The 12,650-nt window shown below is 74.7% G+C and carries 17 protein-coding genes; 14 read left to right on the top strand and 3 right to left on the bottom strand.

The window, feature by feature from the left end:
• Nucleotides 1–17: 17 nt before the first annotated feature.
• The 8 genes from mltG (at nucleotide 18) to VM95_RS25105 (ending at nucleotide 8,020) form a co-directional block, all read left to right on the top strand.
• Nucleotides 18–1,847 carry an endolytic transglycosylase MltG gene (mltG, locus tag VM95_RS25140; RefSeq protein WP_045700510.1) on the top strand — a complete coding sequence of 610 codons (1,830 nt, stop codon included), beginning with the start codon at nucleotides 18–20 and terminating at the stop codon, nucleotides 1,845–1,847.
• Between the two features lie 34 nt (nucleotides 1,848–1,881).
• The gene (locus tag VM95_RS25135) at nucleotides 1,882–2,712 is read left to right on the top strand and encodes a shikimate dehydrogenase (RefSeq protein WP_045700508.1); all 831 of its coding nucleotides are present in this window, start codon (nucleotides 1,882–1,884) and stop codon (nucleotides 2,710–2,712) included.
• A gap of 168 nt (nucleotides 2,713–2,880) precedes the next feature.
• On the top strand, nucleotides 2,881–4,065 hold the full coding sequence (aroC, locus tag VM95_RS25130; RefSeq protein WP_107073078.1) for a chorismate synthase: 1,185 nt from the start codon (nucleotides 2,881–2,883) through the stop codon (nucleotides 4,063–4,065).
• Nucleotides 4,062–4,583 (top strand): shikimate kinase, encoded by a 522-nt coding sequence (locus VM95_RS25125; RefSeq protein WP_045700504.1) that lies wholly within the window; start codon nucleotides 4,062–4,064, stop codon nucleotides 4,581–4,583. The genes aroC and VM95_RS25125 overlap by 4 nt, the downstream gene beginning before the upstream one ends.
• The gene (gene aroB / locus VM95_RS25120; RefSeq protein ID WP_045700502.1) at nucleotides 4,576–5,667 is read left to right on the top strand and encodes a 3-dehydroquinate synthase; all 1,092 of its coding nucleotides are present in this window, start codon (nucleotides 4,576–4,578) and stop codon (nucleotides 5,665–5,667) included. Before VM95_RS25125 ends, aroB begins: the two co-directional genes overlap by 8 nt.
• 8 nt (nucleotides 5,668–5,675) lie before the next feature.
• On the top strand, nucleotides 5,676–6,104 hold the full coding sequence (gene aroQ / locus VM95_RS25115) for a type II 3-dehydroquinate dehydratase (RefSeq protein ID WP_045700577.1): 429 nt from the start codon (nucleotides 5,676–5,678) through the stop codon (nucleotides 6,102–6,104).
• 83 nt (nucleotides 6,105–6,187) lie between these two features.
• On the top strand, nucleotides 6,188–7,123 hold the full coding sequence (locus VM95_RS25110) for an AAA family ATPase (protein ID WP_425265355.1): 936 nt from the start codon (nucleotides 6,188–6,190) through the stop codon (nucleotides 7,121–7,123).
• An 87-nt stretch (nucleotides 7,124–7,210) separates the two neighbouring features.
• Nucleotides 7,211–8,020 (top strand): Fpg/Nei family DNA glycosylase, encoded by an 810-nt coding sequence (locus tag VM95_RS25105; RefSeq protein ID WP_045700498.1) that lies wholly within the window; start codon nucleotides 7,211–7,213, stop codon nucleotides 8,018–8,020.
• Between the two features lie 55 nt (nucleotides 8,021–8,075).
• Here the strand turns inward: VM95_RS25105 and VM95_RS25100 are convergent, their stop codons facing one another.
• The gene (locus VM95_RS25100) at nucleotides 8,076–8,459 is read right to left on the bottom strand and encodes a metalloregulator ArsR/SmtB family transcription factor (RefSeq protein ID WP_045700496.1); all 384 of its coding nucleotides are present in this window, start codon (nucleotides 8,457–8,459) and stop codon (nucleotides 8,076–8,078) included.
• 54 nt (nucleotides 8,460–8,513) lie between these two features.
• Nucleotides 8,514–9,365 carry an EamA family transporter gene (locus VM95_RS25095; RefSeq protein WP_045700494.1) on the bottom strand — a complete coding sequence of 284 codons (852 nt, stop codon included), beginning with the start codon at nucleotides 9,363–9,365 and terminating at the stop codon, nucleotides 8,514–8,516.
• Between the two features lie 151 nt (nucleotides 9,366–9,516).
• On the opposite strand from VM95_RS25095, the gene VM95_RS25090 reads away from it, so the two are divergent.
• Nucleotides 9,517–10,089 (top strand): helix-turn-helix domain-containing protein, encoded by a 573-nt coding sequence (locus VM95_RS25090; protein WP_045700492.1) that lies wholly within the window; start codon nucleotides 9,517–9,519, stop codon nucleotides 10,087–10,089.
• Between the two features lie 73 nt (nucleotides 10,090–10,162).
• On the opposite strand, the gene rpmG is transcribed toward VM95_RS25090, so the two are convergent.
• Nucleotides 10,163–10,327, bottom strand: coding sequence for a 50S ribosomal protein L33 (gene rpmG, locus VM95_RS25085; RefSeq protein ID WP_045700490.1), 165 nt, complete (start codon nucleotides 10,325–10,327; stop codon nucleotides 10,163–10,165).
• A 136-nt stretch (nucleotides 10,328–10,463) separates the two neighbouring features.
• Here rpmG and rpmB point away from each other — a divergent pair, with 136 nt between their 5' ends.
• Genes rpmB through rpmF form a run of 5 tightly spaced genes read left to right on the top strand, consistent with a single transcriptional unit; the run spans nucleotide 10,464 to nucleotide 12,608 of the window.
• Nucleotides 10,464–10,700, top strand: coding sequence for a 50S ribosomal protein L28 (gene rpmB, locus VM95_RS25080; RefSeq protein ID WP_045700488.1), 237 nt, complete (start codon nucleotides 10,464–10,466; stop codon nucleotides 10,698–10,700).
• A complete protein-coding gene (gene rpsN, locus VM95_RS25075) occupies nucleotides 10,700–11,005 on the top strand; it encodes a 30S ribosomal protein S14 (RefSeq protein WP_045700485.1) in 306 nt (101 codons plus the stop codon). The genes rpmB and rpsN overlap by 1 nt, the downstream gene beginning before the upstream one ends.
• Nucleotides 11,002–12,177, top strand: a complete 1,176-nt coding sequence (locus VM95_RS25070) for a CobW family GTP-binding protein (RefSeq protein WP_244178936.1) — start codon at nucleotides 11,002–11,004, stop codon at nucleotides 12,175–12,177. The genes rpsN and VM95_RS25070 overlap by 4 nt, the downstream gene beginning before the upstream one ends.
• 11 nt (nucleotides 12,178–12,188) lie before the next feature.
• Nucleotides 12,189–12,425, top strand: a complete 237-nt coding sequence (rpsR, locus tag VM95_RS25065) for a 30S ribosomal protein S18 (RefSeq protein WP_045700481.1) — start codon at nucleotides 12,189–12,191, stop codon at nucleotides 12,423–12,425.
• Nucleotides 12,426–12,434: 9 nt separating this feature from the next.
• On the top strand, nucleotides 12,435–12,608 hold the full coding sequence (gene rpmF, locus VM95_RS25060) for a 50S ribosomal protein L32 (protein ID WP_045700479.1): 174 nt from the start codon (nucleotides 12,435–12,437) through the stop codon (nucleotides 12,606–12,608).
• Nucleotides 12,609–12,650: the final 42 nt, after the last annotated feature.

The raw sequence follows: 12,650 nt of genomic DNA, 5'->3' as shown, positions 1-12,650 counted from the left end.
GTCGGTTAAGGGGATCAATGACCGATCTGGGTCGGGGCTACGGCCCCCAGGGCGAGCCGTGGCACCCCGGTGATCCCGGGTACGGCGGCCAGCAGCCGGTCCCCGGCCAGCAGGACGGCCAGTGGCAGCAGCAGTACCAGCAGCCCCAGCAGCAGGGTTACCAGCAGCCGATGGCCCCGCAGGGCCAGTACCCGCAGCAGCAGGCGCCCCAGCCGATGTCGCAGCAGGGCTACCCGCAGGGCGGCGGCCAGTACGGCCAGCAGCAGGGCTACCAGGGCGGGCAGCAGGCGTACCCGCAGCAGGGCCAGAGTTTCGGCGGGCAGCAGGGCTTCCAGCCGCAGGCGCCGCAGCAGGGGCAGTACCCGCAGCAGCAGATGTCGCAGCCGATGCCGCAGCAGGGCTACCCGCAGGGCGGCGGCCAGTACGGGCAGCAGCAGATGCCCCAGCAGGTCCAGCAGGCTCAGCAGCCGGTCCAGCAGCCGGTGCCGCAGCAGCAGCCGCAGCACCCCGAGCCGGTGTCCGGTCCCGGCCCGGACGGCATCGACTGGGAGGCCGAGGCCGCCGCGCTGGAGGCCGGCGCCGACCCGGTCGGCGGCGCGCACGAGGCCGAGGCCGAGGAGTGGGACGGCCACCCCGAGGACCATCTGGACGGCCACCACGAGGACGGCGCGTACCTTGAGGAGGAGGCCGAGCACGAGGGCGGCTTCCTCGGCGTGGAGGACGAGTCCCGCGACGCGAAGAAGAAGCGCAAGGAGAAGAGCAAGAAGTCGGGCCGGCGCAACGGCGGGGCCTGCCTGGTGGTCGCGCTGGTGCTGCTCGGCGCCGTGGGCGGCGCCGGCTGGTGGGGCTACGGCTTCTACCAGGACCACTTCGGCCCGCCGCCGGACTTCTCCGGCGAGGGCAGCGGCAGCGTGCAGGTCGAGGTCGAGAAGGGCGCGGTCGGCGGGCAGATCGGCCTGAAGCTGAAGAACGCCGGCGTGGTCAAGAGCGTCGACGCCTTCACCAAGGCCTGCGACGCCGACAAGAAGTGCCAGAACATCCAGCCGGGCTTCTACGCGCTGAAGAAGGAGATGTCGGCGGCCTCCGCCGTGCAGTCCCTGGTCGACCAGATGGGCGGCGCCGCGCTGGTGCTGCCCGAGGGGCTCAACTCCAGCGAGATCTACGCCAAGATCGACGGGAAGCTGAAGCTGGCGCCGGGCACCACGGCCGGTGTCGCCAAGGCCCAGGCCGGCAGCCTCGGCCTGCCCGCGTACGCGAACGGCAACGTCGAGGGCTTCCTCTGGCCGACGCGCTACAACATCTCAGACGGCATGAAGCCCGAGGACCTGCTCAAGCAGATGGTCAAGAACGCCACCGAGAAGTACGCGAACCTGGACGCCCAGGCCTCCCAGGCGGGCCTCAAGAACGGCTACGAGGTGCTCATCGAGGCGAGCATCCTGCAGCGCGAGGGCAACAACGTCGGGGACTTCGCCAAGATGGCCAAGACCATCCAGAACCGGCTGGCCAACGAGCCCGAGACCCACCACCGGCTCGGCATGGACACCACGCTGCAGTACTCGCTGGGCCGCAAGGAGCTCACCAAGAAGGACATGGACGACGCGTCCAACAAGTACAACACCTACCTCAACGCGGGCCTGCCGCCGACGCCGATCTCCAACCCCGGCGACGACGCGATCAACGCGGTGCTGCACCCGGCGGACGGCAAGTGGCTGTACTTCATCGCGATGTCCGCGAGCGACACCCGGTTCGCCGAGACGGCCAAGGAGCACTACGCCAACGTCGAGGAGTACTGCAAGAACGCCGGCCAGGGCTTCGACAAGGAGCGCGGCCACTGCACCAGCAAGTAGCCCCGGTTCGAAGGACGCCCACGGAGAGGCAGCGTTGACCAGCAAGCACCGGGCGGCCGTCCTCGGCTCGCCGATCGCCCACTCGCTCTCGCCGGACCTGCACCGGGCCGCCTTCGCGGCGCTCGGGCTGGACGGCTGGCGCTACGACCGCTTCGAGGTCGACGAGGCCGGGCTGCCCGGCTTCCTCGCCGGGCTGGACGAGGCCGAGTGGGCGGGGCTGTCGCTGACCATGCCGCTCAAGCGGGCCGTCATCCCGCTGCTCGACGAGGTGAGCGCGACGGCCCGCTCGGTGGACGCCGTCAACACCGTGGTGTTCACCGCGGACGGACGGCGCACCGGGGACAACACCGACGTCCCCGGCCTGGTGAACGCGCTGCGCGAGCGGGGGATCACCGAGGTGCCCGAGGCGGCCGTGCTCGGCGCCGGGGCGACCGCCTCCTCGGCGCTGGCGGCGCTCGCCCAGATCTGCTCGGGCGAGGTCACCGTCTACGTCCGCAGCCCCGAACGGGCGCGGGAGATGGCCGAGTTGGGCGAGCGGCTGGGCGTCGCGGTGCGCACCGCCGACTGGGCCCGCGGAGCCGAGGCGCTGGCGCGGCCGCTGACCGTCTCCACCACGCCGGTCGGCGCCACGGACGGCTTCGCCGCGGCGCTGCCGGGCGCGCCGGGCGCGCTGTTCGACGTGCTCTACCACCCGTGGCCGACCGCGCTGGCCGCCGCCTGCGCCGAGCGCGGGGCCACCGTGCTCGGCGGGCTGGACCTCCTGGTGCACCAGGCGGTGCTGCAGAGCGAGGCCTTCACCGGGCGCACGCCGGGCCCGCTGGCCGCGATGCGCGAAGCGGGGGAGCAGGCGCTCGCCGGGCAGTGACCGGCCGGGCACCGACCGGCCGCGCCGGTCCGAGGTGTGTCCACTTGCTGTCCGGCACGCGGACTGCGGCCCCGGTGCGCCGCCGCGGCATGAAAGGATTCGGACAGAAGGCACGCCCGGGCGGGCCCCGGCGGTGTCGTGGGCCGGTCCGCTGATGAAGGAGCTCCGTTGGGTACGTTGCGCTGGCTGACGGCGGGGGAGTCGCACGGCCCCGCACTCGTCGCGACGCTGGAGGGCCTGCCCGCCGGTGTACCGGTCACCACCGCCGTGGTGGCCGACGCGCTGGCGCGCCGCCGGCTCGGTTACGGCCGCGGCGCGCGGATGAAGTTCGAACAGGACGAGGTGACCTTCCTCGGCGGCGTCCGGCACGGCCTGACCATGGGCAGCCCGGTCGCGATCATGGTCGGCAACACCGAGTGGCCGAAGTGGGAGCAGGTCATGTCGGCCGACCCGGTCGACCCCGAGGTGCTGGCGGGCCTGGCCCGCAACGAGGCGCTCACCCGCCCCCGGCCCGGCCACGCGGACCTGGCCGGCATGCAGAAGTACTCGATCGAGGAGGCCCGGCCGATCCTGGAGCGCGCCAGCGCCCGGGAGACCGCCGCCCGCGTCGCGCTGGGCGCCGTCGCGCGCGCCTACCTGCGCGAGGTGGCCGGGATCGAGATCGTCAGCCACGTGGTCGAGCTGGCCGCCGCCAAGGCCCCGGCCGGCGTGCTGCCGCTGCCCTCGGACGAGGCCCGGCTGGACGCCGACCCGGTGCGCTGCCTGGACGCCGACGCCTCGAAGGCGATGGTCGCCGAGATCGACCAGGCCCACAAGGACGGCGACACCCTCGGCGGCGTGGTCGAGGTGCTGGCGTACGGCGTGCCGGTGGGCCTCGGCTCGCACGTGCACTGGGACCGCCGCCTCGACGCACGGCTGGCCGCCGCGCTGATGGGCATCCAGGCGATCAAGGGCGTCGAGGTCGGCGACGGCTTCGAGCTGGCCCGGGTGCCCGGCTCGAAGGCGCACGACGAGATCGTGCCGACCCCCGAGGGCGTCAAGCGCACCTCCGGACGGGCCGGCGGCACCGAGGGCGGCCTGTCCACCGGCGAGGTGCTGCGGGTGCGCGCCGCGATGAAGCCGATCGCCACCGTGCCGCGGGCGCTGCAGACCCTGGACGTGCGGACCGGCGAGCCGGCCAAGGCGCACCACCAGCGGTCGGACGTCTGCGCCGTGCCGGCCGCCGGCATCGTCGCCGAGGCGATGGTCGCGCTGGTGCTGGCCGACGCGGTGAACGAGAAGTTCGGTGGCGACCACGTGTCCGAGACCCGCCGCAACGTGCAGGGCTACCTCGACCACCTGATCGTCCGATGACGAATCCCGTCGTGGTGCTGGTCGGGCCGCCCGGCAGTGGCAAGTCCACCGTCGGGCGGGCCCTGGCCGAGCGCCTGGGCGTCGGCTTCCGGGACACCGACGCCGACATCGAGTCGGCGGCCGGCAAGCCGATCCCGGAGATCTTCATCGACGAGGGCGAGCCGCACTTCCGCGCGCTGGAGGTGGCCGCCGTCCGGGCGGCCGCGACCGGGCACGGCGGCGTGCTGGCGCTCGGCGGCGGCGCGGTGATGGCCGAGGCCACCCGCGAGCTGCTGCGCGAGCTGCCGGTCGTGTTCCTGGAGGTCCCGCTGGCCGACGCCGTCAAGCGGGTCGGCCTGGACGCGCCGCGCCCGTTGCTGGCCGTCAACCCCCGCGCCCGCTGGCGCGAGCTGATGGAGGCCCGCCGCCCCCTCTACCTCGAGGTGGCCACCGCCGTCGTCGACACCGCCGGCCGCACCCCCGAGCAGGTCGCGGACGCCGTACTGGAAGCACTGGAGCTGAAGACCCCCCATGACTGACCCCATCGTCAGGATTCACGTCGGCGGCAGCGCCGGCCACGACCCGTACGACGTGCTGATCGGGCACCAGCTGCTCGGCGAGCTGGCGCCGCTGATCGGCGGCCGGGCGAAGCGGGTCGCGATCATCCACCCGGAGGCGCTGGCCGCCACCGCGGACGCGATCCGCGAGGACCTGGTCGCCGAGGGCTACGAGGCGATCGGCCTGCAGGTGCCGAACGCCGAGGACGCCAAGAGCGCCGAGGTCGCCGCGTACTGCTGGTCGGTGCTCGGGCAGACCGGCTTCACCCGCAGCGACGTGGTCGTCGGCCTCGGCGGCGGTGCCACCACCGACCTGGCCGGCTTCGTCGCCGCCACCTGGCTGCGCGGGGTGCGCTGGGTCTCGATGCCCACCACGCTGCTCGGCATGGTCGACGCGGCCGTGGGCGGCAAGACCGGCATCAACATCGCCGAGGGCAAGAACATGGTCGGCGCCTTCCACCCGCCGGTGGGCGTGCTGGCCGACCTCGGCACCCTGGAGACCGTGCCCAAGCACGACTACGTCTCCGGCCTCGCCGAGGTCATCAAGTGCGGCTTCATCGCCGACCCGGCCATCCTCGACCTGATCGAGGCCGACCCGGAGGGCGCCAAGTCCCCGGCCGGCCCGCACACCGTCGAGCTGATCCGCCGGGCCATCCAGGTCAAGGCCGACGTGGTCTCCGGGGACCTCAAGGAGTCCGGCCGGCGGGAGATCCTCAACTACGGCCACACCCTGGGCCACGCCATCGAGCGGGCCGAGCGGTACAAGTGGCGGCACGGCGCCGCGATCTCCATCGGCATGGTCTTCGCCGCCGAACTCGGCCGCCTGGCGGGCCGGTTGGACGACGAGACGGCCGACCGGCACCGCAGCGTGCTGGCCTCGGTCGGGCTGCCGCTGAGCTACCGGGCGGACGCCTGGCCGAAGTTGCTGGACGCGATGAAGATCGACAAGAAGTCGCGCGGCGACCTCATCCGCTTCATCGTCCTGGACGGCCTCGGCAAGACCTCCGTGCTGGAGGGCCCCGACCCGTCGCTGCTGGTCGCCGCGTACGCCGAGGTCTCCTCGTGACCAGGGTGATGGTGCTCAACGGCCCCAACCTGGGCCGGCTGGGCAGCCGCGAGCCCGACGTCTACGGCGCCACCTCGTACGCCGGGCTGGTCGAGCGCTGCACCGCGCTCGGCAAGGAGTTCGGCTTCGAGGTCGAGGTCCACGAGACCAACTCCGAGCAGCAGATGGTGGAGTGGCTGCACGAGGCGGCGGACGGGCAGGTGCCCGTGGTGATCAACCCGGGCGCGTTCACGCACTACTCGTACGCGATGCGGGACGCCGCCGCGCAGCGCACCGCGCCGCTGATCGAGGTGCACATCTCCAACCCGTACGCCCGGGAGGCGTTCCGGCACACCTCGGTGATCGCCGCGGTGGCGTCCGGCACCATCGCCGGGTTCGGGATCGGCTCGTACGAGCTGGCGCTGCGGGCGCTGGCGGAGCAGCTGACCACGCGCTGAGCGCGGGGGGTCGAGGACCGGCCGAGGGCCCGGTGGCGGACTGTGCCCGCCGCCGGGCCGCCGTGTAGTGTCCCCGCTGAGAGGTGTCGGGAGGTTCCGTGACGCAGTACGCCGCAGGCGGGCAGGTCCCGCCGCGTCCCGCGGGTCCGCCGGTGCCGCCGGGGGGCGGTGCGGCGGTGTCGGGTCCGCCGGTGCCGCCGGGGGCGGGGGCGCCCGTTCCGCCCTCACCGCCGACGTCACCGCCGCCGCCGGCGCCGCAGGCCGTACCTGCGCCCGCGCCGCAGCCCGTACCTCCGCCGCAGCCCGTACCTGCGCCCGCAGCGCAGCCCGCGCCGGTGCCCGTTCACGCGACCGTGCAGCTGTCGACCGTGCCCGTTCCGCCCGGCGGCACCGGGCACTTCGTGCTGCCCCCCGGCACGCCCGTCCAGCTGCCCGCCCACCCGCCGCGCCCGCACGCGCCCGCCGGGCCGATCGCGGTGCTGCTGATCGGGCCCGCCGGGGCCGGCAAGACCACCGTCGCCCGGTACTGGGCCGAGCGGCGGCCCACGCCGACCGCCCACGTCAGCCTGGACGACGTCCGCGAGTGGGTGCAGTCCGGCTTCGCCAACCCGCAGGCCGGCTGGAACAACGCCTCCGAGGCGCAGTACCGGCTGGCCCGGCGCACCTGCGGCTTCGCCTGCCGCAACTACCTGGCCAACGGCATCTCCTGCATCATCGACGACGCCGTCTTCCCGGACCGCCCGGCGATCGGCCTCGGCGGCTGGAAGCGGCACATCGGCCCGGGCATGCTCCCGGTCGTGCTGCTGCCGAGCCTGGACTCGGTGCTGCGCCGCAACTCCCGGCGCAGCGGCAACCGGCGGCTCGGCGACGAGGAGGTGGCGCGCATCCACGGGCGGATGGCGGGCTGGTACAACTCCGGGCTGCCGATCATCGACAACTCGTACCTGGACGTCGCCGGGACGGCCGCCGAGCTGGACCGGGTGATCCTGGCGCGGCTGACGGGGATGCCGGTCCGCTGACCTCGGGGGTCCGGGGGCGCCCGGGCTGTCGGTGCCGGCTGGGATGATGGACCGGTCCAGTCGAACCGACCGTGGGGAGTCGCGCCCGTGCCGGAAGGCCACATCATCCACCGTCTCGCCGCCGAGAACCTGAAGGCCTTCGGCGGCCGCGCCGTCCGGGCCGCGAGCCCGCAGGGCCGCTTCGCCGACGAGGCGAAGGTGATCGACGGGCAGCTGCTCACGGGTGCGGAGGCCTTCGGCAAGCACCTGTTCCTCGGCTTCGAGGAGGGCGGCTGGGTGCACGTCCACCTCGGTCTGTACGGCGGCTTCACCTTCGGCACCGGCCCGGCGCCCGAGCCGGTGGGCCTGGTCCGGCTGCGGCTGGAGAACGAGGACGGCTACGCGGACCTGCGCGGTCCCAACACCTGCGCGCTGGTCACCGACGCCGAGAAGGCCGCGGTGGCCGCCCGGCTCGGCCCCGACCCGCTGCGTGCCGACGCCGAGCCGGAGGCCGCCTGGCGGCGGATATCGGGCAGCCGGACGACCGTCGCCGCGCTGCTGATGGACCAGAAGGTGCTGGCCGGGGTGGGCAACGTCTACCGGGCCGAGGTGCTGTTCCGGCACGGCATCGACCCGCACCGGGCCGGGCGGGACCTCACCCGGCGCGAGTGGGACGCGATCTGGGCGGACCTGGTCGCGCTGATGCGCGAGGGCGTCGGGGCCGGCCGGATCGACACCGTCCGCCCGGAGCACACCCCCGAGGCGATGGGCCGTCCGCCGCGGGTGGACGACCACGGCGGCGAGGTGTACGTCTACCGGCGCGCGGCCATGCCGTGCCTGGTCTGCGGCACGGAGGTGCGGACGGAGGAGCACGCCGCGCGGAACCTGTTCTGGTGCCCGTCCTGCCAGCAGGCCTGAGGCCGTCCGGCCGGGCGGGCCGCCGGGTCGGTCGCCGGGTCGGTCGCCGAGTGGGTCAGCAGACGGCGGCGGAGGGCTCGTTGTGCTCCCCGGCGACGCACTCGTCGAGCAGGGGGCGCATGCTCTCGTCCACGAGCCGGTAGCGCACCACGCGGCCGTCCTTGTCCCCGGTGACCACGCCCGCCGTCCGCAGCAGCCGCAGCGCCTGCGAGACGGCGGTGTCGCGCATGCCGGTGGCGACGGCGAGGTCGGACACGGCGAGCGCCCCGGCCCGGTGCAGGGCGAGCAGCAGGGCGAGCCGCCCGGGGTCGGCGAGCAGGGAGAAGCGCTCGGCCCAGGACCGGACGTGCGCGGGATCGCCGATCGCGGCGATGGCCTCGCAGACCCGGTGCCCGTCGATGGTGCGGTGGCCCGCGCGGTCGGCCGGTACGAGATGCATACCGACATTCTGGCAGGGCGGGCCCCGGTCGGCGGTCCGCCCGGGCCGGCGGCGCTACGCCGCCGCGAGCAGCAGGGTGCCGGCGACGGCGAGCCCGGCGCCGACCACCTGGACCGGGCGCAGCCGTTCCTTCAGCAGTCCGCGCGCCAGCAGCGCGGTGACCACCGGGTAGAGCGAGGCGAGCACGGCGGCCACCGCCGCCGAGCCGGCGTGCGCGGCCAGCGCGTACGCGGCGTTCCCGGCGACGTCGGCCAGCCCGACCGCGGTGAGCAGGGGCAGCCGGGAGCGCAGGTCCGGCAGCAGCCCGGCGGTGTCGGCGCCGCGCTGCTCGACCACCAGCGCGGCGCCGCCCACGGCGACGTTGACGAGCCGCTGGACGCACAGCACGAGCAGCAGCCCGCCGCCGGCCGAGGCCCGGGAGAGCAGGGCCATGTTGGCGCCGAAGCCGAACGCGGCGGCCAGGGTGAGCAGCAGGGCCGTGCGGGCGGCGGACGGCCCGCCGCGCTCGGGGCCGCCGGCCAGCACCACACCGGCCACGGCCACCGCGATCCCGGCCAGCTGGCCGGGGCCCGGCCGCTCGCCGAGCGCGAGCCCGACGCCGACCGGCACCGCGACGCCCACGGTGGCCAGCGGGGACACCACGCCCATCGGGCCGAGCGCGAGTGCCCGGTAGAAGGCGAGCATCGCGAAGGGGCCGATCACTCCGGCGGCGACGGCGTACCAGAGCGCGGGGGAGGCGTCGGCCCAGCCGCCGGTGGCGAGGACGGCGAGCAGGAGGACGACGGTGGCCGTGGCCTGGGAGACGACCACGACGGCGAGCGCGGGCAGCCGGCGGGTGAGGACGCCGCCGCCGAAGTCGCCCAGGCCGGTGAGCAGGCTGGCAGTGAGGGCGAGCAGGGCGGTCACGGGAGGGACCGGGGGATCGAGGACAGCACGATGCACTCCGCAGTACAGTCAGGTGGACTTGTTGCCGGATCGGCAGCGTAGTGCACTGAACTGAACTCGGCCGAACAATATTCTGTACGTCTCGTACAGTGGACACCGGAGGGCTGCCCGCGTGCCGGACCCCGACCTCGTCTCCCGGGCGCTCGCCCGCAACCTCAAGCGGCTGCGCGCCGAGCGCGGCCACACCCTGGACGCCCTCGCCGCCCGCTCCGGGGTGAGCCGCGGCATGATCGTCCAGATCGAGCAGGGCCGTACCAACCCGAGCGTGGCCACCGTCGTCCGGCTCGGCGACGCGCTCGGCGTCTCGATCGCCACGCTGCTCGACTACGAGGAGGGGCCGGACGTCCGGATCATCCCCGGCGACCAGGCCGTCCCGCTCTGGACCGGCGTCAGCGGCGGGACGGGCACCCTGCTGCACGGGATCGAGGCGCCCGGGCCGCTGGAGCTGTGGGAGTGGCGGATGGAGCCGGGCGAGGAGTACTCCTCCGAGCCGCACCCGGCCGGGACGGTGGAGATCGTCCGGGTCGACGAGGGCGAGCTCACGCTGGTGCACGACGGCGCGGGCCGCCCCGTCCCGGCCGGCAGCACGGTCTCCTTCGACGCGGCCTACGCGCACGTCTACCGCAACGCGGGGGACCGGGTGCTGCGGCTGACCATGGTGGTCTCCGTCCCGCCGCCGCGCTGAGGCGGCTCCGCGCGTGCCGAAGCGGCGCCTCCCCGCGGTGGGGGAGGCGCCGCTTCGCGTTGTCCGGCGCGGTTCAGCGCTCCTCGCGGAAGTCGACGTGCCGACCGGCCATCGGGTCGTACTTGCGCAGCACCATCCGGTCCGGGTCGTTCCGGCGGTTCTTGCGGGTCACGTACGTGTAGCCGGTGCCGGCGGTGGAGCGGAGCTTGATCACGGGGCGCAGTTCGCTGCGGGCCATCGGGGCCTCCTGGGGGTCGGGGGTGCGGTCGGCTCGAAACCGTACACCGAAATGGAAGTCATTTTCATGTGGTGTAACGTGAGCCCGGTCCTGCCCATTCCCGGATCCCCGGGTACCCGGACGCCAGGGAGCACCCATGTCCGCACACTGCCAACTCACCGGCCGCCGCCCCGGGTTCGGCAACGCGATCTCGCACTCGCACCGCCGCACCCCGCGCCGCTTCGACCCCAACATCCAGCGCAAGCGCTACTGGCTGCCCAGCGAGGGCCGGTACGTCCGGCTCGTGCTCAGCGCCAAGGGCATCCGCACCGTCGACGCGATCGGCGTCGAAGCCGCCGTCGCCCGCATCCGGGCGCGAGGGGGGAAGGTCTGATGGCCAAGCGGAGCAAGATCGCCAAGAACGAGCGGCGGCGCGCCCTCGTCGCCCGGTACGCCGAGCGCCGCGCCGAACTCAAGCGGGCCATCGCCCACCCCGGCACCGGCCCCGCCGAACGCGCCGCCGCCCGGGCCGAACTCGCCCGCCAGCCGCGCGACGCCAGCGCCACCCGGGTGCGCAACCGCGACGCCGTCGACGGCCGTCCGCGCGGCTACCTGCGCGCCTTCGGCCTCTCCCGGATCAACCTGCGGGCACACGCGCACGCCGGCCACCTGCCCGGCGTGCGCAAGGCCAGCTGGTGAGCGCCGTGGAAGCGGTCAGGCTGCCCGTGGTCGTGGTCGGCGGCCTGCACGCCGACGAACGCCGCGATGCCGTCCGGGAGTTGGCGGAGGCGGCGGTGGACGCGGTGATCCTGCGGCACGACCTGCGGGACGCCGCGCGCGGCCTCGTCCACCGCGAACTGCGCGACGGGCGCGGCGCGTTCGACCGGGCCGAGGTGCCGCTGCCCAACGACTGCCCCTGCTGCGCCCTGCGCGAGGACCTGCTGCCCAGGCTGCTGGACTTCGCCGAGAACGGCCGGTACGGGCTCGCGATCGTCGAGCTCTGGGGCGGCAGCGACCCGCACCCCGCCGTCGAGGTGATCGCCGGGGGAGAGGCGGACGGGCGCTGCGCGGCCGACCTGCTGGAGATCGCGGGCGTCGTCACCGCCGTCGACCCGGACCGGCTGCTCGGCGAACTCTCCGTCCCCGACGAGCTGGTGGAGCACGGCGAGCACACCGCCCGGCAGGACCGGCGGACCCGGGCGGAGGCGCTCGCCCACCAGGTCGAGTACGCCACCACCCTCGCCGTGCCGCGCGCCACCGCGCACGCGCCGGGGCTCGCGCTGCTGCGACAGCTCCACCCCACCGCCCGGATCGTCCGGCTCGGCAGCGGCGCGCTCACCCGGGCCGCGCTCGGCGGCTTCGACGTCCCCGCCGCCCGCGACCGCGTCAACCCGGCGATCGCGCTGCTCCCCCAGGAGGGCGACGAGGCCGGCGTCGCCACGCTCGTCTGGGAACGGCGCCGGCCCCTGCACCCGGACCGGCTGCACCGGGCGCTCGACCTGCTCGTCCCGGCCGCGCAGCGCAGCCGAGGGCGGTTCTGGCTCGCCAACCGGCCCGCGCTGATGCTCGGGTGGGACGCGGCCGGGGCCAACCTCGCCGTCGAGGAGTGCGGGCCCTGGCTCGGCTCCGTGCCCGACGCCGTCTGGGACCTCTACCCGCCGGCCCGCCGGGCGGCCGCCGCCCTCGACTGGCACCCCGTGCACGCCGACCGGGTGCAGCAGCTCAGCTTCACCGCGCACGGGCTGGACGTCGACGGCATCACCGAGCTGCTCGACTCCTGCCTGCTCACCGACGCCGAACTCGCCGCCGGCGAACCGGGCTGGAAGGCCCTGCCGGACGGCTTCCAGGACCTGCTCGACCCCGTCTGCTGAAGGAGCCGCCCGTGCGCCGACGACCCGCCCCCTCGAAGACCCGGCCCGACCCGCTGACGGCGGCCGGCATCGAATACATCGACTACCAGGACACCGACCTGCTGCGCCGCTTCGTCTCCGACCGGGGCAAGATCCGCAGCCGCAGGGTCACCCGGCTCACCGTTCAGCAGCAGCGGGCGATGGCCCGGGCGATCAAGAACGCCCGCGAGATGGCCCTCCTCCCGTACGCCTCCGGCACCACCCGATAGGAGCCCCCGATGGCAGTCCCCAAGCGCAGGACCTCCCGCAGCAACACCCGGCACCGCCGCGCCCAGTGGAAGGCGAAGGCCCCCGAGCTCGTCCCCGTCACCCTCAACGGCCGCAAGCTGCTCGTCCCGCAGAACCTCGTCCCCGCCTACCGGCGCGGGCTGCTGGGGGAGGAGGAGGCGTAGGCCGCCGCGCGGGCGGCGAGGCGGGGGGAGGAGGGGCGCGGC

Source organism: Streptomyces rubellomurinus (assembly GCF_000961885.1).
GTDB classification, from domain to species: domain Bacteria; phylum Actinomycetota; class Actinomycetes; order Streptomycetales; family Streptomycetaceae; genus Kitasatospora; species Kitasatospora rubellomurina.
The sequence above is the reverse complement of the archived record's forward strand: the minus strand, read 5'-3'. Positions and strand labels throughout refer to the sequence as shown.